Origin of the sequence: Streptomyces bottropensis ATCC 25435 (genome assembly GCF_000383595.1) — a bacterium.
Lineage (GTDB): Bacteria > Actinomycetota > Actinomycetes > Streptomycetales > Streptomycetaceae > Streptomyces > Streptomyces bottropensis.
The window spans coordinates 1,463,694-1,484,004 of the sequence record NZ_KB911581.1 but is presented as its reverse complement, the minus strand read 5'-3'; the positions used below and the strand labels follow the sequence as shown (position 1 = coordinate 1,484,004).

19 protein-coding genes and 2 pseudogenes are annotated in these 20,311 nt (G+C 72.5%); 8 read left to right on the top strand and 13 right to left on the bottom strand.

Annotated features, from left to right (window positions below):
- Positions 1–296 precede the first annotated feature (296 nt).
- The 4 genes from STRBO_RS0106690 to sigE all read right to left on the bottom strand — a co-directional run bounded on the left by STRBO_RS0106690 (position 297) and on the right by sigE (position 5,513).
- A complete protein-coding gene (locus STRBO_RS0106690; protein WP_005480565.1) occupies positions 297–770 on the bottom strand; it encodes a sec-independent translocase in 474 nt (157 codons plus the stop codon).
- 245 nt (positions 771–1,015) lie between these two features.
- Positions 1,016–3,169: a S1C family serine protease gene (locus STRBO_RS39945; protein WP_020113962.1), complete on the bottom strand. Its 2,154-nt coding sequence runs from the start codon at positions 3,167–3,169 to the stop codon at positions 1,016–1,018.
- A gap of 443 nt (positions 3,170–3,612) precedes the next feature.
- A complete protein-coding gene (locus STRBO_RS0106680; RefSeq protein WP_005480568.1) occupies positions 3,613–4,815 on the bottom strand; it encodes an anti-sigma factor family protein in 1,203 nt (400 codons plus the stop codon).
- Positions 4,812–5,513: an RNA polymerase sigma factor SigE gene (gene sigE / locus STRBO_RS0106675; RefSeq protein ID WP_005480569.1), complete on the bottom strand. Its 702-nt coding sequence runs from the start codon at positions 5,511–5,513 to the stop codon at positions 4,812–4,814. The genes STRBO_RS0106680 and sigE overlap by 4 nt, the downstream gene beginning before the upstream one ends.
- A 270-nt stretch (positions 5,514–5,783) precedes the next feature.
- On the opposite strand from sigE, the gene STRBO_RS39940 reads away from it, so the two are divergent.
- Positions 5,784–6,485, top strand: a complete 702-nt coding sequence (locus tag STRBO_RS39940) for an O-methyltransferase (protein WP_280634026.1) — start codon at positions 5,784–5,786, stop codon at positions 6,483–6,485.
- A 115-nt stretch (positions 6,486–6,600) separates the two neighbouring features.
- On the opposite strand, the gene STRBO_RS41410 is transcribed toward STRBO_RS39940, so the two are convergent.
- The gene (locus STRBO_RS41410; protein ID WP_003966491.1) at positions 6,601–6,768 is read right to left on the bottom strand and encodes a DUF3117 domain-containing protein; all 168 of its coding nucleotides are present in this window, start codon (positions 6,766–6,768) and stop codon (positions 6,601–6,603) included.
- 377 nt (positions 6,769–7,145) lie between these two features.
- On the opposite strand from STRBO_RS41410, the gene chcB reads away from it, so the two are divergent.
- Positions 7,146–7,937 (top strand): 2-cyclohexenylcarbonyl CoA isomerase, encoded by a 792-nt coding sequence (gene chcB / locus STRBO_RS0106660; protein WP_005480588.1) that lies wholly within the window; start codon positions 7,146–7,148, stop codon positions 7,935–7,937.
- 61 nt (positions 7,938–7,998) lie between these two features.
- Here chcB and STRBO_RS0106655 read toward each other — a convergent pair whose 3' ends face one another.
- Complete coding sequence (locus STRBO_RS0106655; protein WP_005480590.1) at positions 7,999–8,586, bottom strand: DNA-3-methyladenine glycosylase I; 588 nt, start codon at positions 8,584–8,586, stop codon at positions 7,999–8,001.
- Positions 8,583–8,933, bottom strand: a complete 351-nt coding sequence (locus STRBO_RS0106650; protein ID WP_005480592.1) for a DivIVA domain-containing protein — start codon at positions 8,931–8,933, stop codon at positions 8,583–8,585. Before STRBO_RS0106650 ends, STRBO_RS0106655 begins: the two co-directional genes overlap by 4 nt.
- A gap of 119 nt (positions 8,934–9,052) precedes the next feature.
- Between STRBO_RS0106650 and folP the strand changes: the two genes are divergently transcribed.
- Positions 9,053–9,913, top strand: coding sequence for a dihydropteroate synthase (gene folP / locus STRBO_RS0106645; protein WP_005480593.1), 861 nt, complete (start codon positions 9,053–9,055; stop codon positions 9,911–9,913).
- An 81-nt stretch (positions 9,914–9,994) separates the two neighbouring features.
- Here the strand turns inward: folP and STRBO_RS0106640 are convergent, their stop codons facing one another.
- Together STRBO_RS0106640 and dapE are read right to left on the bottom strand one after the other, a co-directional pair.
- Positions 9,995–10,753: an LOG family protein gene (locus STRBO_RS0106640; protein WP_005480595.1), complete on the bottom strand. Its 759-nt coding sequence runs from the start codon at positions 10,751–10,753 to the stop codon at positions 9,995–9,997.
- Between the two features lie 106 nt (positions 10,754–10,859).
- Positions 10,860–11,939 carry a succinyl-diaminopimelate desuccinylase gene (gene dapE, locus STRBO_RS0106635; protein ID WP_005480597.1) on the bottom strand — a complete coding sequence of 360 codons (1,080 nt, stop codon included), beginning with the start codon at positions 11,937–11,939 and terminating at the stop codon, positions 10,860–10,862.
- A gap of 130 nt (positions 11,940–12,069) precedes the next feature.
- On the opposite strand from dapE, the gene STRBO_RS0106630 reads away from it, so the two are divergent.
- Positions 12,070–13,080, top strand: coding sequence for a heavy metal transporter (locus STRBO_RS0106630; RefSeq protein ID WP_417159331.1), 1,011 nt, complete (start codon positions 12,070–12,072; stop codon positions 13,078–13,080).
- Between the two features lie 312 nt (positions 13,081–13,392).
- Complete coding sequence (locus STRBO_RS0106625; RefSeq protein WP_005480601.1) at positions 13,393–13,806, top strand: hypothetical protein; 414 nt, start codon at positions 13,393–13,395, stop codon at positions 13,804–13,806.
- A gap of 105 nt (positions 13,807–13,911) precedes the next feature.
- Here STRBO_RS0106625 and STRBO_RS0106620 read toward each other — a convergent pair whose 3' ends face one another.
- A complete protein-coding gene (locus STRBO_RS0106620) occupies positions 13,912–15,012 on the bottom strand; it encodes a bifunctional succinyldiaminopimelate transaminase/glutamate-prephenate aminotransferase (protein ID WP_005480603.1) in 1,101 nt (366 codons plus the stop codon).
- 187 nt (positions 15,013–15,199) lie between these two features.
- A complete protein-coding gene (gene fdxA / locus STRBO_RS0106615) occupies positions 15,200–15,517 on the bottom strand; it encodes a ferredoxin (RefSeq protein ID WP_005480604.1) in 318 nt (105 codons plus the stop codon).
- A 140-nt stretch (positions 15,518–15,657) separates the two neighbouring features.
- Between fdxA and STRBO_RS0106610 the strand changes: the two genes are divergently transcribed.
- On the top strand, positions 15,658–16,752 hold the full coding sequence (locus tag STRBO_RS0106610) for a GNAT family N-acetyltransferase (protein WP_020113960.1): 1,095 nt from the start codon (positions 15,658–15,660) through the stop codon (positions 16,750–16,752).
- A complete protein-coding gene (locus STRBO_RS0106605) occupies positions 16,749–17,621 on the top strand; it encodes a transglutaminase-like and tetratricopeptide repeat-containing protein (RefSeq protein WP_028796508.1) in 873 nt (290 codons plus the stop codon). The genes STRBO_RS0106610 and STRBO_RS0106605 overlap by 4 nt, the downstream gene beginning before the upstream one ends.
- Positions 17,622–17,773: 152 nt before the next feature.
- Here STRBO_RS0106605 and STRBO_RS41405 read toward each other — a convergent pair.
- Positions 17,774–18,021 (bottom strand): annotated as a pseudogene (locus STRBO_RS41405) (response regulator transcription factor); the annotation flags it as partial.
- Positions 18,022–18,172: 151 nt separating this feature from the next.
- On the opposite strand from STRBO_RS41405, the pseudogene STRBO_RS39935 reads away from it, so the two are divergent.
- Positions 18,173–19,756 (top strand): annotated as a pseudogene (locus STRBO_RS39935) (nuclease/transposase family protein); the annotation flags it as partial.
- A gap of 174 nt (positions 19,757–19,930) precedes the next feature.
- Here the strand turns inward: STRBO_RS39935 and STRBO_RS45350 are convergent.
- Positions 19,931–20,056 carry a hypothetical protein gene (locus STRBO_RS45350; RefSeq protein WP_020113958.1) on the bottom strand — a complete coding sequence of 42 codons (126 nt, stop codon included), beginning with the start codon at positions 20,054–20,056 and terminating at the stop codon, positions 19,931–19,933.
- Between the last annotated feature and the right edge of the window lie 255 nt (positions 20,057–20,311).

Here is a 20,311-nt window from a genome sequence, read left to right as displayed (position 1 = left end):
CTCTCGACGGACCGGAGCGGCCCGCCCCCCACGGGCGTCGTCGCTCGCTCTCCTTACGGTCCGCACAACAACTGGGCAGCATAGCCACAGCTCTCCGAGCAGCAGGGAAAGCACCCGGCGCGTAGGACGGCGTACGGGCGGCCGGAGGCCCTGCGCGGGTGTGCTGCGGTATGAAACGCGTCACGTGCAGGGGGCGCGACGGTGCCGGGGCCCCTGGGCACGGAAGGCCAGGCCGGAGGCGGTGCGGGCGCCGAGCGGGCGTGCGGTGACCTGTGTACGGGCGTCGCCCGTACGGCTCAGGTGGCGTCCAGGTCGTACGGCGGACGCTCGGCCGGCTCGGACTTTTTCGTCATGTCGATGGTTCCGCCGGACGAGCCGGACGCGGAGCCGTCGGAGCCGGAGCCGATGGCGGCGGTGGAAGAGGTGGACGAGGACGACGACTCCGACTCGCGGCCGTGGACCGCGTCGGTCAGCTCGGCCATCTCCTTCTTCACGTCGAAGCCGTTGCGGATCTCCTTCAGCCCCAGCTCGTCGTTGTCCATCTGCTTGCGCAGGAACGTCTTGGGGTTGAGGTCCTCGAACTCGAAGTCCTTGAACTCCGGGCCGAGTTCGCTGCGGATGTCCGCCTTGGCGCTGTCCGAGAACTCGCGGATCTTACGGATCGTCCGCGTGACGTCCTGGATCACCTTCGGGAGCTTGTCCGGGCCGAAGACGAGCACGGCGAGGACGACGAGCGTCACCACCTCGAGCGCACCTATGTCATTGAACACCTGAAGCTCCTTGCGATGTCCTCGGTCCCGATTCGCGGGCCTCGGCAGGTCTTCCGCGGTCCGGGCCGGATCCACGGTACCCGGCCATCCCCGCGATCCGGTACCTTCGCACGGCTTCGGACCGTGCCCGCACGACGGTTTTCCCAGCTGTTTGCCTGCCGGGGGCCGGGCGGGAGAGCGGACGGGGCTCCCGCCTGTGACGTTGCCGTCAGTACGGCGCCGCCGTCCCGGCCGCCGGCCGACGGTCAGTCGCTGCCGGACGAACCGAGGGTGAGCGTGACCGTCCGCCGGCTGCCGTCCCGCAGAAGGGTCAGCTCCAGCCGGTCGCCGGGCCGGTGGGCGCGGACCTTGACGATCAGCTCGTCACCGGAGTGGACCCGCTGGCCGTCGACCTCGGTGATGACGTCACCCGGGCGGATGCCCGCCCGGTCGGCGGGGCCGCCCTCGGTGACCCCGGCCGCGCCCGAGTCGCCCTTGGCGCCGATCCGGGCGCCGTCGCCGGAGTAGTCCATGTCGAGAGTGACACCGATCACCGGGTGGCTCGCCTTACCGGTGTTGATCAGCTCCTCGGCGACGCGCTTGCCCTGGTTGATGGGGATCGCGAAGCCGAGCCCGATCGACCCGGCCTGGCCGCCGTCCGACTCGGAGCCGCCGCCCGCGGACCGGATGGCGCTGTTGATTCCGATCACCCGGCCCTTGCCGTCGAGAAGCGGTCCGCCGGAGTTGCCGGGGTTGATCGGCGCGTCCGTCTGCAGCGCGTCCACGTACGACACGTCGCTCACGTCGCCGCTCTCACCGCCGGCCGTGATGGGCCGCTCCTTGGCGCTGATGATGCCGGAGGTGACGGTGTTGGCCAGGTCGAAGGGGGCGCCGATGGCGACGACCGGGTCGCCGACCCGCACCTCTTCGGAGTTGCCCAGGGGCAGCGGTTCGAGGCCTCTGACGCCGGACACCTTGACGACGGCCAGGTCGTAGCCGGTGTCCCGGCCGACGACGGTGGCCTTGGCGGTCTCGCCGCCGCTGAAGGTCACCGATATCTCGCCGTCCGTACCGGCGGGGTCGACGACGTGGTTGTTCGTGAGGATGTGACCCCGCTCGTCGAGCACGAAGCCGGTGCCCGTGCCCTGCGCGCTCGCCCCGCTCACATGCAGGGTCACGACACCGGGCAGCGCGCCGGCGGCGATACCGGCGACGCTGTCGGGCGCCCGCCCGGTCACCCCGTCACCGGTCTGCGGCAGCTCGACCGCCCCGACCCCGCCGTTGCGCTCCAGATACGCGCCCACGGCTCCACCGATGCCACCGGCCACGACGGCGATCAGCACGGCCCCCACCAGCAGACCCCGTCCCCTCCGCCGGCGCCGCGCCCCGCCGTCCACCGCGGCACCGTTCTGCTGCAACGACCCCGACCCGGCCCACGGGTCGTAGTTCCGCCAGGGCCCCTGCGGGGCGGTGGGGTGCGGCCGGGCGGGATCGGCGTAGGCGGCCGGCGCCGGTGGAGATCCGTCCGTGTAGGCGGCCGGCGCGGGCGGGGCCCCTCCCGCATAGGAAGGCGGCACGGCCTGCGCGGAGTCCCCGAAAGGCGGTGGCCCCGGCTGGGAGGGATACGCGTAGGAGGCGACCGGGGGATGCGCGGCCGCGCCGGGCCCAGGCGCGTCCGCGTACAGGGTGGCCGTCGCGGGCTGCTGGGCGGTCGCCGGTACGGGGGTCTCGTGCTCCGGCGGCACCGAAGCGGGCAGCGGTGTCGCCGAGGCCGCTTCGGTGAGCGTGGCGGCGGTCGGCACCCTGCGCGTCGGCGCGTCGGCCGGGGCCACCTCGTCGTGCGGCTGGGCCCCCGCTTCCGTGAGCACGGCTGGTGCCGGGCGTCCCGTCCCGGGGGTCGTCCCGTGGGCGGGAGTCGTCGCCGGGTGCTGGACCGGCGGCGCGGGCGCCCAGGGGCCGGGCTCGCCGTAGGGAGGGGTCCGGTAGGGATCGGGGTCGTGCAGCGGCTTGGGGCCCCCAGAGGGCGCGTCAGAGGCGCTCAGGGGCCGTGTCGCGCCCGAGGGCGGGGCCGAGGCGACGGCGGTGTCGGCCGAGGCGCTCGCGGACACGGCGGATTCGGCCTCGGCGGATCCGGGCTCGGTGGATCCCCACTCGTCGGATCGGGGCTCCGCGGACGAACCGCCCGGCTCGCCCGCCGTACCGTTCCCGCCCGCGCCTGCCGGTCGCTCCAGTTCGAAGTCGCCGTCCGTGTCGCTGCGCACGGGGCGGGAGGCCGTCGATGAGCGGGACCGGAGCGTGGCTTCGGCAGCCGGGCGGGCCAGTTCGAAGTCGGACTCGCTGTCGGAGTTCGCATGGTTCGCAGGGGAAGGGGCGTAGGAGCCGCCCCGGGCGTCGCCCCCGCCGGGATCGGTCACCGTCACCGGCCGCTCCAACTCGAAGTCACCCTCGGTGTTTTCCCCACGGACCGCGTCGGCAGTCCCCGTCGTCGCCCCGGTGCTCCCCGGGACGCCGCCGGCCTCCGTGGACCCGTCGGGCCCCGCGAAGTCAGCACGCGGCGCAGCTCCCCCGAGCCCCGCCCCGGCGGTCCCTGCGGCGACGGGGGTTTCCGTCGGTCCGTCAGAACTCCGGGCGTCTCCGTGGTCCCCCGCCGTGTCGGCCCCCGGGCCGTGCGCTCGGGGGCGGCTCCACCATTTCGCCTTCGTGGGCTTCCCCTCGTTCATGCTCTCCCCACACCTAGGGCCCGTCCCGAGGACCGGCCCGCCGCCCACCGTTCGCCGAGTGCCTCGGACCGGGAGCGGCCCGAGCGGACACGGCTCACCCCGGATTCAACCAGGTTCGCGGGCCGGCGCGCAGAACTCGGGTGTCAGCGCAGGACGGGGGAGGTGGGTGTGGGAGACGAGGTGCTGTCGGGGGCCGCCAGCAGGCCCGGTCCCGTGAGCTCCTGCGCGGAGGACCAGTCGGTCAGCTGCAGCGGCGGTACCGCGGTGAGCGGACCTATGAGCGGCGACAGGACGGCCGCACCGACCGGCACCGGCGCTGCCAGTGGGTGCGCCGACTGACGGTCCTGGCCGGCCGGAGCGGGGACTCCGGGCAGCAGAGGCGCGGCGATCTCCGTCGGAGCGACGGGCACCTCGCCCAGGGACTGCTGCCCCTGCCCGAGCAGCGGCCCCATGGTGGATCCCCGGCGGCGCTGCGACTCGGAGGCCGGAACCGTGCCCGCGGCCTGCGTCCGCAGCGGGGTGACATTGCTGCCGGAGCCGGGACCGCCCCGGGCGTCCGCCGTCTCGACGGGGGCCCCGCCGGTCACACCGCCGAGGGCGATCGCGGCCAGCGACACCGCGCCCGCCGCAACGAAGGCGAACCGCATGCCGCGCGAGGCCGAACGCTCGGACTCCGGCCGGCTCACGGCGTGGATCCGGAAGCCCCGTTCGCCCGTGCCCCGGGTGCCGTCGCCGGCCCTCTCCTCCCGGTCCGCACGGTCGTCCGCGTCCCCGCCGCCGGGGAGGTCGCGTGCGCCGCCCAGGAAACCTCGGTCGCCCAGCGTCCCGCGGTCGCCGAGGAAACCCCGCCCGCCCAGGAAGCCCCGGTCACCGAGGAAGCCACGGCCGCCGGTCGAACCCCGGCCGCCCAGTGCACCACGGCCCTCCGACGGTGTCAGAGCGCCGCCGTGTGGTCCCGACGGGACGTATCCGAAGGAGTCGCCGCCGGCTCCGTAGACGCCGAAGCCCGCGAAGTCACGGGAGTCGGAGGGGTCGGGCAGACCCGGCCCGCCGACCGCGCTCCCGATTCTTCCCGCGAAACCACCGGACAGCGGTGAACCGCTGTCGCCGCCCGCCGGAAGCATCTGGAGGCGGGCCAGAAAGCTCTCGGAGGGGGGCGGCGGGGCGGCCTCCGCGAAGACGTTCTTCAGACGGCGCTGCTCGTCCGCCTCCATCTTGCACTTCCCGCACGTGGCGAGATGTGCCAGGACGCGGTCACGCGCCTCATGACCGAGCTCTCCGTCGATCAGGGCGGAGAGACGGTCTCCCAGGTGCTGCTCGGCAGGCGTAGGACGGGATCCACTCACGCGGTCGCGCCCCCTCCTCCCAGCACGGGCACCCGCGGCACCGTGAACCCGCGGCGCTGCTCGGCCCGGGCCTCCGGTGAGCGGTGCGCCAGGGCCTTGCGGAGCTGGGAGCGGCCGCGGTGGATACGCGAGCGGACCGTGCCGAGCTTGACGCCCAGGGTCGCGGCGATCTCCTCGTAGGACAGTCCCTCGATGTCGCACAGGACGACGGCGGCGCGGAACTCGGGCGCCAAAGTGTCGAGGGCCTGCTGGACGTCGGCGTCGAAGTGCGCGTCGTTGAAGAGCTGCTGCGGGGAGGGCTCGCGGCTGGGCAGGCGCTCGGCCGCGTCGTCCCCGAGGGCGTCGAAGCGGATGCGCTGCTTGCGCCGGACCATGTCCAGGAAGAGGTTGGTGGTGATGCGGTGCAGCCAGCCCTCGAAGGTGCCGGGCGTGTACGTCGACAGGGAGCGGAAGACGCGGACGAAGACTTCCTGGGTGAGGTCCTCGGCGTCGTGCTGGTTGCCGGTCAGACGGTAGGCGAGCCGGTAGACGCGGCCGCTGTGGGTGCTGACGATCTCCTCCCAGGTGGGCGGAGTCCACGCCTGCGCGTGCGCGTCCGTGGTGAAGGTCGCGGTCTGTGCGACGGCGGCGTGGCTGTGGTCAGCGGTGTCGTTCACGGATTTCGGCTTGCCCGCCGATCCGAGGAAGCGCCGTAGCACTCCTCCCCGATCCCCAGGCGCGGCCGCACCTCCCCTGTCGGCTCTGGTGGTGTCCAGTGGAGCCCCTACCATAGCCACCTCGCCCGTTAGCTCCGGATAAGCGGTTTTATAAGAAATTGCTGGGCGCCGATGTGGCTCATTTCGCTGACGCGGCCCAGGTGGCTCCGTCAGCACCAGCCCCGAAGCACGCGCCCGCCCGTCGGACCGATCCATCCCGTGCCCCCCGTCGCGGCCCCCGTCACTCACTCATCCCTTTAAACGACCGGTCCCATCAGGAGGTTCCCGACGGCAACGGATACAGTCACGCCCAGGCAACCACGGGGACATAAGGAGAGGGCCATTACCGGCAACCGGCTGACGAGCTGGGCGTTCGCCGACGCCTTTGTCGCCGAGGACGAGGCGCTGCGCTGGGCCCGCGACCGGGCCCGGGAGGCAGGGCTGCGCTCGGTGTCGCCCGGCACGGGCGCCGCGCTGCGGGTGCTCGCCGCCACCGTGGACGCGAAGGCGGTGGCGGAGATCGGGACCGGGACCGGTGTCTCCGGGATCCATCTGCTGCACGGTATGCGGCCGGACGGGGTGCTGACCACCGTGGATCCGGAACCGGACCACCAGCAGTTCGCCCGGCAGGCGTTCCGCGCGGCCGGCTTCGCCAGCAACCGCGCGCGCTTCATCCCGGGCCACGCGCTGGACGTGCTGCCGCGGCTCGCGGACGCGGGCTACGACCTGGTCTTCTGCGACGGCGACCGGCTGGAGTGCCTCGACTACCTCGCTGAATCGTTGCGGCTTCTCAGACCCGGTGGGCTCGTCGCCTTCGAGGGTGTCTTCGCCAGCGGACGCACCGTGGACTCCAACCCTCAGCCGACCGAGGTCATACGTCTGCGGGAGCTGCTGCGCACGGTCCGGGAGAGCTCCGAACTGGTGCCGTCCTTGCTCCCGGTGGGCGACGGTCTGCTCTGCGCGGTCAAGCGCTGAGGGACACCCTCGCGGGGCCCGTCCGGCCCCCGCGGACCTTCCGGCACAACAGCGCCCCGGCACCGCCGAGTGGGGCGGTGCCGGGGCGACTGAAAGGGTATGGTCGCTACGCGCGTCAGCCGACGACCTTCTTGAGGGCGTCGCCGAGGGCGTCTGCCTCGTCCGGGGTCAGCTCGACGACGAGCCGTCCGCCGCCTTCGAGCGGAACTCGCATGACGATGCCCCGCCCCTCCTTGGTCACCTCGAGCGGGCCATCGCCCGTCCGCGGCTTCATGGCCGCCATGCTCGTACCCCTTCCTGAAACCAGCTCATCGCCTAAGCCGACGGCCCGGGAGGGCAGGCGCGGGCCCCACCTGGGGACACGCGACACCGGCATCGAACACATTGCTTCCAGGCCATTATCCCGCATCTCATGACCCGATGACCAACATCGGTCGGCATCGCTTGGGCAACGCGCGCGAGCAAAACCACCCAATTCGGCGGTGTGACTGCGATACTGCGCCACCGCACGGTCCCGGGTAGGTGCTCGGCCATTGGTGATTCTTTGACGCAGGTCACACGTCCGGCCCCGGCCGTCCCCCGTGATCTCCGCCATGCTGTGCTGTGACGAGGGCGTACTGACCAGTACGTCGCCTGCCGCGACACCGGAGGGGAACCCCCATGGCCGACACCGTGCTCTACGAGGTGCACGACGGACTCGCGACGATCACGCTCAACCGCCCCGAGGCGATGAACGCGCTGGACATCGCGACGAAGGTGGCCCTGCGGCAGGCCGTGGAGGCGGCCGCCGGGGACGACGCGGTGCGCGCGGTGCTGCTGACCGCCGCCGGGGAGCGGGCCTTCTGCGTGGGGCAGGACCTCAAGGAGCACATCGGGCTGCTGGCCGAGGGCTCGGGGCAGGTCATGAGCACGGTCAGGGAGCACTACAACCCCGTGGTGAAGGCTCTCACCGAGATGCCGAAGCCCGTGGTGGCCGGGGTGAACGGGGTGGCCGCCGGCGCCGGCCTGGGCTTCGCGCTCGCGGCGGACTACCGCGTGGTCGCCGACTCCGCCTCCTTCAACACCTCCTTCGCCGGGGTCGCGCTCACCGCCGACTCCGGGGTGTCCTGGACCCTGCCCCGGGTGATCGGCCCCGGCCGGGCCGCCGATCTGCTGCTCTTCCCGCGCAGCATCAAGGCCCAGGAGGCGTACGAGCTGGGGATCGCGAACCGGATTGTGCCGGCGGCCTCGCTGCCCACGGCCGCCGAGCAGGTGGCGCGGATGCTGGCCGAGGGGCCGACGGTGGCGTACGCGGCGATCAAGGAGGCGATGGCCTACGGGTTCTCCCACTCGCTGGCCGAGACCCTGGAGAAGGAGGACGAGCTGCAGACACGGGCGGGAGCCTCCGAGGACCACGGGATCGCGGTGCGGGCGTTCGTGAACAAGGAGACGCCGGAGTATCGGGGGCGCTGACCGTCCGGCGAGCGGGGGAAACCGCGGTCCGAGCGGTAGGTCGCGCGGTTCCCCGGGCCTCTCAGGGGGCACTTCTGGCGACGCAGGTCTCCAGGTGGTCGTCGACCAGGCCGCAGGCCTGCATCAGCGCGTACGCGGTCGTCGGGCCGACGAAGCGGATGCCGCGCTTCTTGAGGGACTTCGACAGGGCGGTGGACTCGGGGGTGACCGCCGGGACGTCCGCGAGGGTCCTCGGGACCGGGCGGGTCGCGGGGTCCGGGGCGTGCGACCAGATCAGCTCGTCCAGCTCGCCCGGGGCCCAGCCGGACAGCTCGCGCGCGTTGGCGATCGTGGCCTCGATCTTGGCGCGGTTGCGGATGATGCCGGGGTCGCCGAGGAGTCGCTCCTGGTCGGCCTCCGTGAACGCGGCGACCGAGGCGATCTTGAAGTCGGCGAAGGCGGAGCGGAAGCCCTCGCGGCGGCGCAGGATGGTGATCCAGGAGAGACCGGACTGGAACGCCTCCAGGCAGAGCCGCTCGTACAGCGCGTCGTCGCCGTGGACCGGGCGGCCCCACTCCTCGTCGTGGTACGCGACGTAGTCCTCGGTGGACAGGGCCCAGGGGCAGCGCGGTGCGCCGTCGGGGCCGGCCAGGGCGGTGCCGTCGGTCACCGGTGCTCACCCTCCTCCGGCTTGTGCAGCGAGGTCACGGACGACGCGTGGGCGCCCGCGAGGGCGGACTCCAGGTCGGCGATCCGGGCGTCCCGCTCGGCGATCTCGGCGCTGAGCCGGCCGAGGGCGTCGTCCACGTCCGCCATGCGGTAGCCGCGCACGGCGACCGGGAAGCGGAGCGCCTCGACGTCCGCGCGGTTGACCGGGCGGTCCGCCGGAAGCGGGTCCTGGAGCCGCTCGCCCTCTGCCTCCGGCAGCACCGCGTTGTCGCCGCCGCCCACGACGGCGAGCGTCACCGCGGCGACCACGACGGCGAGCGCGACGACCAGGAACAAGAACATGAACATCGCTGGGTCCCCTCGAATGTGTTCGGCTCCGATCGTGCCATGCGAGTCTGACAGTTAAGGTCGCAGGCGTTCGGGCAAGGCCGCCGATCGGCGGGACGTACGGGGAGAGGGCACAGCGGATGCTCAGGCTGGGCAAGCGGGAATTCGGCCCGCACGAGCCGGTGATCATGGCGATCGTGAACCGGACCCCCGACTCGTTCTACGACCAGGGGGCCACCTTCCAGGACGAGCCGGCGCTCGCGCGCGTGGAGCAGGCGGTCGCCGAGGGCGCGGCCATCATCGACATCGGCGGGGTGAAGGCGGGGCCCGGGGAGGACGTCAGCGCCGCGGAGGAGGCGCGGCGGACCGTGGGGTTCGTCGCGGAGGTGCGGCGGCGGTTCCCCGAGGTCGTCATCAGCGTCGACACCTGGCGGCACGACGTCGGCGAGGCCGTGTGCGAGGCCGGGGCGGATGTCCTCAACGACGCGTGGGGCGGGGTCGATCCCCGGCTCGCGGAGGTCGCGGGGCGGTATCGGGTGGGGCTGGTGTGTACGCACGCGGGTGGGGCCGAGCCTCGTACGCGGCCGCATCGGGTCGAGTACGACGACGTGATGGCCGACATTCTCGGGGTCACCGTGGGGCTGGCGGAGCGGGCGGTGTCGCTGGGGGTGCCCCGGGAGTCCGTGATGATCGATCCGGGGCACGACTTCGGGAAGAACACGCGGCACAGTCTGGAGGCGACCAGGCGGCTCGGGGAGATGGTCGCCACGGGGTGGCCGGTGCTGGTGTCGCTGTCCAACAAGGACTTCGTGGGCGAGACGTTGGACAGGCCGGTGAAGGAGCGGGTGGTGGGGACGCTCGCGACCACGGCGGTCTCGGCCTGGCTGGGGGCTCAGGTGTACCGGGTGCACGAGGTGGCGGAGACCCGGCAGGTGCTGGACATGGTGGCTTCCATCGCGGGGAGCCGGGTGCCGGCCGTTGCCCGGCGGGGGCTTGCCTGACCTCAGGACTCGCGGCTCCGCCCCGAACCCCGTTCGCGCGGTTCCCCGCGCCCCCGAGAAGGGGCGCGGAGGCCCCGCGCGCTACCTGCCCGCCTCCTTCGACACCAACGCCACCGCCTCGTCCACGTCGTCCGTGACGTGGAAGAGGGTCAGGTCCTTCTCCGCCGCCTTGCCCTCGGCGATCAGGGTGTTCCTGAGCCAGTCGATGAGGCCGCCCCAGTAGGACTCGCCGAACAGGACGATGGGGAAGCGGGTGACCTTCTGGGTCTGGACGAGGGTGAGGGCCTCGAAGAGTTCGTCGAGGGTGCCGAGGCCGCCGGGGAGGACCACGAAGCCCTGGGCGTACTTGACGAACATCATCTTCCGGACGAAGAAGTAGCGGAAGTTCAGGCCGATGTCGACGTAGGGGTTGAGGCCCTGTTCGAAGGGCAGCTCGATGCCGAGGCCGACGGAGGTGCCGCCCGCTTCGAGGGCGCCCTTGTTGGCCGCCTCCATCGCGCCCGGTCCGCCGCCGGTGATGACGGCGAAGCCGGCCTCCACCAGGCCGCGGCCGAGCCGGACGCCCGCCTCGTACTCCGGTGAGTCGGCCGGGGTGCGGGCGGAGCCGAAGACGCTGATCGCGGGCGGGAGTTCGGCGAGCGTGCCGAAGCCCTCGATGAACTCGGACTGGATGCGCAGGACGCGCCACGGATCCGTGTGGACCCAGTCCGAGGGGCCGCCCGCGTCCAGCAGCCGCTGGTCCGTGGTGCCCGCCTGGATCTGACCTCGTCTGCGCAGCACCGGCCCCAGCCGCTGCTCGTCCGGTGGCTGCTTCTTGCCCTCGGGGTTGCCGGTCGCCATGTCCGCTCCCTCCGCCGTGCTGGTGGTTCACCTCAGCGTAGATCCATACGGGTTACGGACGGGGGACGTGAGCGTGTCCGCCCTTTGATCCGTCAACCGGGACGCCTCACGCCGTCAGCCAGGACCTCAGGCGTTCCTCGCCCGCCAGGATCAGCGCCGGGTCCACGCGTTCGTCGCGGCGGTGCGCCAAGTGCGGGTTGCCGGGGCCGTAGTTGACGGCCGGGACGCCGAGCGCGCTGAAGCGGGAGACGTCCGTCCAGCCGTACTTGGGCTGGGCCGTGCCGCCGACCGCCTCGATGAAGGCCGCGGCCGCCGGGTGGGACAGGCCGGGCAGCGCGCCGGGGCTGTGGTCGTCGACGGTGAACTCCTCGACCCCGCAGTCGGCGAAGACCTCACGGACGTGGGTGATGGCCTCCTCCTCGGTGCGGTCGGGCGCGTAGCGGAAGTTGACCGTCACCACGCACGCGTCGGGGATGACGTTGCCGGCGACGCCGCCGGAGATGCCGACCGCGTTGAGGCCCTCGCGGTACTCCAGGCCGTCGATGACCGGGTACCGCGGCTCGTAGGACGCCAGCCTGGCCAGGATGGGGGCCGCCGCGTGGATGGCGTTGGAGCCCATCCAGCCGCGGGCGGAGTGGGCACGCTCGCCCCTGGTCGTCAGCAGGACCCGCAGGGTGCCCTGGCAGCCGCCCTCGACCTCGCCGTTCGTGGGCTCCAGGAGGACCGCGAAGTCGCCCTCCAGCCACTCCGGGTGGGCCTCGGAGACGTGCTTCAGGCCGTTCAGGTCCGCGGCGACCTCCTCGTTGTCGTAGAAGACGAAGGTCAGGTCGCGGTTGGGGGCCGGGACCGTGGCCGCGATGCGCAGCTGGACCGCGACGCCGGACTTCATGTCGCAGGTGCCGCAGCCCCACAGGACGCCGTCCTCGTCGAGGCGGGAGGGGACGTTGTCCGCGATGGGGACGGTGTCGATGTGGCCGGCCAGGATCACGCGCTCCGCCCGGCCCAGGTTCGTACGGGCGACGACGTTGTTGCCGTACCGGTCGACCGTGAGGTGCGGCAGGGCACGCAGGGCGGTCTCGATCGCGTCCGCGAGGGGCTTCTCGGTGCCGCTCTCGGAGGGGAGGTCGACGAGCCACGCGGTGAGCCGCGCGGCGTCCAGCGTGAGGTCAATGGGGGTCTCGGCCATGCCCCCGACCCTAACGCGCCGCCGGGACGGGGCCGCCCGGCGAGCGGATTCCGTCACTCCTGTCCCGCTGTTCACATCACTGTTCACAAGACCTGCACGAGGGCCGTTACCGTCCAGTACCTTGGACCGCGTGTCGGAGCCGTACCCCTTCCCCCCAGGTCCCCGTCCCCGCCGTCGCGGCCGTCGCGTGCTGCAGTTCATGGCGGCTCTCGTCGTGCTCGCCGCGATCGGGGCGTATCTCACCGTGCAGTACCTGACCGGGGGGAACGGCACCCCGCGGTGCGTGGTCGTGTCCGGGACGGACGACGGGCAGCGTTACGAGTTCACCCCCGAGCAGGCGGCGAACGCCGCGACGATCTCGGCGGTCGGCACCTCGCGGGAGCTGCCCGAGCGGGCCGTGACGATAGCGCTGGCGACCGCGCTGCAGGAGTCGGGTCTGCGCAACATCGCGCACGGCGACCGGGACTCCCTCGGCCTCTTCCAGCAGCGGCCCTCCCAGGGCTGGGGCACCGAGCAGCAGATCCAGGACCCGGTGTACGCGGCGGGCGAGTTCTACGAGCACCTCGTCAAGGTCGCCGACTACGAGCGGCTGCCGCTGACGGTCGCCGCCCAGAAGGTGCAGCGCAGCGGCTACCCGGAGGCGTACGCCAAGCACGAGCCCGACGCCACGCTGCTCGCCGCCGCGCTGACCGGGCGGTCGGCGGCCTCGCTGACCTGCGAGGGGCGCCGGGAGACGACCGGCACCGGCACGGCCTACGCGGGCGGCCCCAAGGCAGTGCGCGGCGCGCTCGCGCGGGACTTCGGGGACGACGCGTTCGAGTCGGCCGCGGCGGTGGTGAGTTCCGAGGACGGCGCCGCGGCCGAGTCGAGCCCGTCGCCGAGTCCGAGCGTCTCCCCCGGCTCCGGGACGGTCACCATCCCCCTCACCGACGCCGGTGACGCCGGACAGGTCCGGCGGCGCGGCTGGGAGCTGGCGCACTGGGCCGTGGCCAACTCCTCCCGGCTGGGCGTCGAGCGCGTCACGTTCGCGGGCCGGGAGTGGGTCGCCGAGGGCCGGGCCGGTGCGTGGCGCAAGGCCCGCGGCACGGCCGGCGAGGCGGCGGGCTCCGCCGCCGAGGTCCGAATCGTCACTGGACAGTAGGCCGCGAGCCTCACCCGTGCGGGGGACGCGCGGCGCGTGGAGTGGACGGGGTGCGCGGAATGCCGGCTGCTCACCCCCATGCCGTGGGATGCGTTGGGGCCACAGGGCCGTAAGGATTCGGCAGACTGTCGGACCGGGTGGCGTTTGTCCGACTGAATCCGCATTTGATAATGCGACGCATTGCAAACTCTTTACGTCGGGTCGCCGCAACCTTCAGGGGCTTCGAGCGGTAGTCACTGCGTCCGAGCCCGGAACGGTCAACTCCCGGGCGAGGTCGGACACTTCAACGTTCTCTTCCGTCAAAGGAGCACCATGTCCCTCCCCCTGACCCGCCGGATCGCCCGTGCCGCGCTGCTGACCGCAGCGGGAGCGGCCTCCGTGGTCGGTGCGGCCGGCTCCGCGAGTGCGGCGCCCGAACTCCCGGCCACCCCGAACCTCGGCGGTCTGTCCGCCGTGGACGGGGCCAACGCCGGCTCCACCGTGGACGGCGCGACGCAGAACGTCACCGGGGTCGCGAGCGACACCGGCACCAAGGCGGCCAAGCAGACGCTGCCGACCGTGAGCAAGACCGGCGGCAAGGCCGTCAGGACGACGACGCCCGTCGCGCAGAAGGCGGCCGGGCAGACCGCCGGATCCGCCGGGACCGTGCTGGGTGACACGACGAAGACCGCGACCAAGGGCGGGCTGCCCACGGGACAGCTGCCGGCCCAGAGCCCGCTCGGCTGACGCCCGGCCGAACCGTCCGAAGGGGCCCGGGGTTTCCCGGGCCCCTTCGGGCCGTCCGCCGCCGCGGTGAGGTCATCACGGCCGAGGCCGTGCGGGGTGCGGGCGCTAGGCCCGGGCCAGGCGCTCCACGGCCGCCGCCACCCGCTCGTCCGTCGCCGTGAAGGCCACGCGGACGTGGTGGTCGCCCGCCGGGCCGTAGAAGTCGCCGGGGGCCACGAGGATGCCCAGGTCGGCCAGGTGGGCGACGGTGGTCCAGCAGGACTCGCCCCGGGTGGCCCAGAGGTAGAGGCTGGCCTCGCTGTGCTCGATGCGGAAGCCGTGCGCCCGCAGGGCCTCGCCGAGGGCCGCGCGGCGGGCGGCGTACCGGGCACGCTGTTCGTGGACGTGGGCGTCGTCCCCGAGGGCGGCGACGACGGCGGCCTGGGTCGGGGCCGAGGTCATCATGCCGCCGTGCTTGCGGATCTGCAGGAGCGGGCCGAGGACGGCCGGGTCGCCGGCGAGGAAGGCCGCGCGGTAGCCCGCCAGGTTGGAGCGCTTGGAGAGGGAGTGGACGGCGACGATGCCCTCGTACGAGCCGCCGTTGACGTCCGGGTGGAGGACCGAGACCGGGTCGGCGTCCCAGCCCAGCTCCAGGTAGCACTCGTCGGAGAACAGCAGCACGCCGTGCTCGCGGGCCCAGGCGACGGTGCGGGTCAGCTCGGCCTTCGACAGGACCCTGCCGGTGGGGTTGGACGGCGAGTTCAGCCACAGGAGCCCCAGGCCGGCCGGGTCCAGGGACGTCGGGTCGTCGTAGGCCACGTGCTCGGCGCGGGCCAGGCGGGCGCCCACCTCGTACGTCGGGTAGGCCAGACGCGGGTACGCGACCCGGTCGCCGGGGCCGAGGCCCAGCTGGGTGGGGAGCCAGGCGACGAGCTCCTTGGAGCCCACGATCGGCAGGACGTGGTGGTGGGTGACGTCGCGGGCACCGAGGCGGCGCTCCAGCCAGTTCGTGATCGCGTCGCGCAGCTCGACGGTGCCCCAGACCGTCGGATAGCCCGGCGAGTCCGCCGCCGCGACCAGCGCCTTCTGGATCAGCTCGGGCACCGGGTCGACCGGCGTGCCGACGGACAGGTCGACGATGCCGCCGGGGTGGGCGGCGGCCGTCGCCTTGTACGGCTCCAGCTTGTCCCAGGGAAAGGTGGGGAGGCGGTCGCTGACTGCGGACACGAAATCTGGCTCGCTTTCTCGTGCGGTCTCGTCCGTGCGTTCCCGGGCGGTGGGAGGGCGCGTAGGTACCGCCCGTACGGCGAACGCCTCGGTCCCGTACGGCGATCATGGTGACCGGGCCGTACGGGACCGAGGCGGCGCGGACGCGGGCCGCCGGGGCGTCACCCCGGGGTCCGCGGCGTCGCTCTCAGGCCTGCGGCGGGAGTGCGGCGACGAAGGGGTGGTCGCGCTCGATCAGGCCGAGCTTGCTGGCACCACCGGGCGAGCCGAGCTCGTCGAAGAACTCGACGTTCGCCTTGTAGTAGTCCTTCCACTCCTCCGGGGTGTCGTCCTCGTAGAAGATCGCCTCGACCGGGCACACCGGCTCGCAGGCACCGCAGTCGACGCATTCATCCGGGTGGATGTAGAGGGACCGCTGGCCCTCGTAGATGCAGTCGACCGGGCACTCCTCGATGCACGCCTTGTCCTTCACGTCGACACAAGGCTGCGCGATGACGTAGGTCACGCTGTCGTTCCTCCTCGGTAGGGCGCCGGCGGGCCTCCTCAGGCTCCGCCGCCTGGCGCGCGGGAGCGCGGCGTCGTCGATGCCCGCACCTAGTATCTCCGTTCCTGGGCATGATCCGAACAGGAGGGGTGGACAGACCTGTGGAAATCTCTGCCGGTGGACGTCTCACGATCCGTGTCTCCGCCGCTGACGTGGGCAAACGCGTGTCCGTGCGGCGCGTCGACGACGATCCCGCCGGGGGTGGGAAATTCACCGACACGGTCGGTGTTCTCACATCATGGGACGAGGGCGCGCTGCTGATCACCCGGCGGGACGGGGAGCGGGTGCGGATCGAGGAGTCGTCGCTGGTGGCCGGGAAGGTGGTTCCCGCCGCCCCCGCCCGCCGGCGCGGCCCCGCCGCCTCGTTCGCGGAACTGGCACGGGTCGCGGCGCGCTCCTGGCAGCCCGTCGAGCGGGAGTCGCTCGGTGAGTGGGAGCTGCGGGCCGCCGCCGGATTCACCCGGCGCGCCAACTCGGTGCTGCCCCTCGGCGACCCCGGAATGCCCCTGGACGAGGCCCTGACGGCCGTACGCCGCTGGTACGCCGCCCGTGGGCTTCCCGCGTTCCTCCAGCTGGCCACGGGCGCCGAGGGCACGCACGAGATGCTCTGCGCCGAGGTGGCGGAGCGCGGCTGGGTCAGCGCCGTCACCGCCGAGGTGTGGATCGGGGCGCTCGCGCCGGTCGCCGACCGGGAGGCGGGCGGGGTCGGGCTGTCCCGGAGCGCGGACGAGGCGTGGCTCGGCCGCTACCGGCGCAAGGGCCTCGGCGAGGTCGCGCTGAAGGTGCTCGGGAGCGGGCCCTCGGTGTGGTTCGCGACCGTGCCCGGGGCGGAGGGCGCGGGGCCCGCGGCCATCGGGCGGTGCGTCGTGGACGGGCGGTGGGCCGGGTTCTCCGCCGTCGAGGTCGATCCCGCCCAGCGGCGGCGGGGGCTCGCGACGACCGTGATGGCGGCGCTGGCGCAGCGGGCCCTGGACGAGGGCGCCTCGGCGGGCTGGCTGCAGGTGGAGACGGACAACGCGGGGGCGCGGGCGTTGTACGGGGGGATGGGGTTCTCGGCGCACCACGCGTACCACCACTACCGGGAGCCGGGGCCGGAGGACGCCGGGCCCGGTGATGCCTCGGGTGCCCGTACCGGCACGGGCTCCGGCTCCGGCTCCGGCTCCGGCTCCGGCTGCGAGCCGGACGGGGCGTCGTGAGCGGGCATCAGCCGGCTGTGCCGGGGCCGCGTCCTCCGGAGCCGGAGCGGGCCGACGAGGTGCGGCGGCGGTTCGCCGAGGAGGCACGGGCCGAGCGGCCCGACCTGGCCCTGCTGTGTCTGCTGGTCGGCGCGGCGGGTGACGGGGCGCTCGACGAGGCCGGGATCGACGCCGCCGGGATCGAGCTCGACCGGCTGGCGGGGCTGATGCCGTACCGGCCCGGTGAACCCCGCGCGTGGGCGGTCGCGACGGCCGGACTGCTCGGGGAGCGCCACGGGTTCCGGGGCTCGCCCGGCGACTACCAGCGGCTGGAGTCGTCGCTGCTCCACCAGGTGCTCGAACGGCGGCGGGGGCTGCCGATCCTGCTGTCGGTGGTGTGGATGGAGGTGGCCCGGCGGGCGGGCGCGCCCGTCTACGGGGTCGCGCTGCCGGGGCACTTCGTGGTGGGGTTCGGGCCGCCCGAGGAGCAGGTGCTCGCCGATCCGTTCGACGGGGGGCGCGTGCTGACCGGGAGCGATGCGGAGCTGCTGGTCGCGGGGGCGACCGGTGCCCCGTTGGATCCCACGATGCTGACGCCGGCCGATCCGCTGGACGTGGTGGTGCGGGTCCTCAACAACGTACGGGCGTGGGCCGCCGCCCGCCCCGAGCGGACGGATGTCGCGTTGTGGGCGCTGGAGTTGTCGCTGGCGATGCCCTCGCATCCGGCGCGGCTGCGGTACGAGTGGGCGCGGTTGCTCGTGCAGCGGGGGGAGTACATGCGGGGCGCCGCCGCGCTGGAGGAGTACGCCGAGGTGGTGGGCGGGGTGGACGAGGGGGCCGCGGAGAAGGTGCGCAGGCAGGCGGGAGCGGCTCGGGCGCTGCTCAACTGAGGCGCGGGCGGCGGGGTGGGGCGCCTTGTTCGCTGCGCGGAGCGCGCGTGCCGCGGGGTGCCTGTCCGCCGCACGCTGTCCGGCACGTCACCGGCCCGCGCCCCTGGCTCCTCGCATCCCAGCTACAGCTACAGCTACAGCTACAGCTACAGCTACAGCCAACCCTGCTCCCTCACGGTCCTGACCGCCTCCGTCCTGTTGCGCACCGCCAGTTCTGGATCGCCGTCGACAAGTAGTTACGGATTGCGCCCGCGGAAAGGTGGAGGGTCTTGGCGAGTTCCGCGTTCGTGGGGCCGTCGGCCACCGCGCGCAGTACCTCGCATTCCCGGTCCGTCACCGGGTTCGGTCCCCCGGCAAGGGCCGCTGCCGCGAGCGTCGGGTCGATGACCCGGTCGCCCGAGTGGGAGTGAGTGGGCTGTGTTATGGCACACAGGCCGGTCGCGGTGTCAGTTTCAGCAGGGAACTGACGTTCCAATATCGAATGCGTGACCTTCACGGGTGGTGCTCGTTTCCCATGACGACAGGATTGTCGAGCGGGTGGGGGGTGACGGGTGCGCGGGCTGAGGAGCATCGCGGCGCCGTTCGTCGCGTCCGGGCCGTCCGGTGTGGCCGTCCGGACCCGCCTCAAGGACCTGGCGCCCGGCGATGTCGTAGTGCTGTCTGGTGGGAGCGCATCTGGGGTCGCTGGCCTGGAGGGACCTCAAAGCCCGTTGCCGGGACGCTCTGGAGCATGGCGGCCAAGCGTGGGCGGTGCGTAAGCGGGAGCTGACGCCACTGTCATCGTCGCGGTGGGCGGGCAGTATCACCAAAGCCACGAATGACCAGTGGGCGCTAGCCCGGCAGTGTCAGTCGGCGCATTTGCAGAACCTGGAAGCCGACGTCCGCACCCTCACACAGCGGTTGTCCCGGCCCATCGGGCAGAAGGGGACCAAACACGTCCCGGGCGGTGGCCGGTCCAGGAGGCAGTGGGATGCGAAGTCGCGGCGGCTGCGGCTGCTTCAGGACCGGCTGACTGCGGCGCGTGCCGACCGCGAGGCCGGACTCGTGCACGTCTTACGGGGCGGCAGACGCCTGGCCCCCGCAACCGGCACCACCTGGACGAGGCCGGGCTGACCGAGTCTGAATGGCGCGCACGCTGGGAGGCGGAGCGCTGGTTTGCCAGGCCGACGGGGAGTCCGGCAAGCGTTACGGCAACGAGACCATCCGCATCAGCCCGGACGGCGAGGTCAGCATCAAGCTCCCCGCACCGCTGAGGTATTTGGCGAACGCCCCGCACGGCCGCTACGTCCTCGCGTGCCGGGTGGCGTTCGCGCACCAGGGCGAGGAGCGGGCCGACCGCGTCGCGGCCAACCGGGCGATCGCCTACCGCATCCACCTCGATACTGGCCGGGAGCGCTGGTATGTCACCGCCGCCTGGCAGATCCCGCCCACCCGTCATCGCGTTGGAGGCAGCCGCGCTCGCCCACGACGTGATCGGCGTGGACATGAACGCCGACCACCTGGCGCCTGGCGCCTGGACATCCACGGCAACCCGACCGGCAACCCGCGCCGCTTCTTCTACGACCTGACCGGTACCGCCCAGCATCGTGACGCCCAGGTCCGCCACGCCCTGACCCGTCTTCTGCACTGGGCCCGCACCTGCGGTGTGAAGGCGATCGCGGTGGAGGACCTGGACTTCTCGGCCGAGAAGACCCGGGAGAAACACGGCCGCCACGGACGCTTCCGCCAATTGATCTCCGGCACGCCCACCGGAAAACTCCGCGCCCGGCTGTCCTCAATGGCCGGTCAGACGGGTGTCGCGGTCATCGCCGTCGACCCGGCCTACACCAGCCGCCGGGGCGCCCAGCACTGGCAGAAACCCCTCACCACCCCAACCCGTACAACCACTCGCCACGACGCTGCTGCTGTGGCGATCGGAAGGCGCGCCCAGGCATACCCGATCCGGCGACGGACGGCACCGCCCCCACACGACCGGAGTGATCGTGCGGGGCATCGGACCGTCCAGGCGGGACCAGGTGTTCCTGGGGGTGAGGGAACCCGCCCCCGCGTCCCCGGACCACGGACACGATCAGTGCCGCCCGGACGCGGAGCGAACGCAGGCAACCAGAACGCCCAACACCGTCCGGGGCGTTCGGCCGAGCACGAGACCTGGTAACAGGACTCACTCCCGCTCAGTCCCAAGGAACGGTAGAACACCGAGAAGAACTGTGCAGGGCCGCAGGCGAGTTATAGCTTGATCAGGTCTCTCGAAACAAGTGTTCAACGCTTGGTCTCGCCTCCTCGAACCGTGATCGCAACGAAGGCCCGCTTCAGGGCAAGGCCGATGTCGCGAGGTTATGGGCGTAGACGCCAAGGTCGTAGTAATTGTGGACGGTCGCGTCAGCGCCGGTGGAATAAATGCGCACTGCGCGGAGGAATACGTCGACCGTGGCCATGGGAAGGAGGCTCCGGGGGAAAAGAGGGCTGCGCAGTTACGACCCGCCGAGTAGGCCGAAGAGAGATCCTGTGGGCGACCTTGTCCTTGATCTTGGCCGCCGTGCCGCTGGACCAACAGGCGGCCTTGGTAGACGAGCACGCGGTCGTCGATGGCGTCAGTCTCGTAGAGAAAGCCGGTAGCAGAGAGGTCGAAGACACGCTTGCCACTGCTGGCCTCCTTCAGCGGAGCTTCATGAAGGGTGGTGGACTTGCCT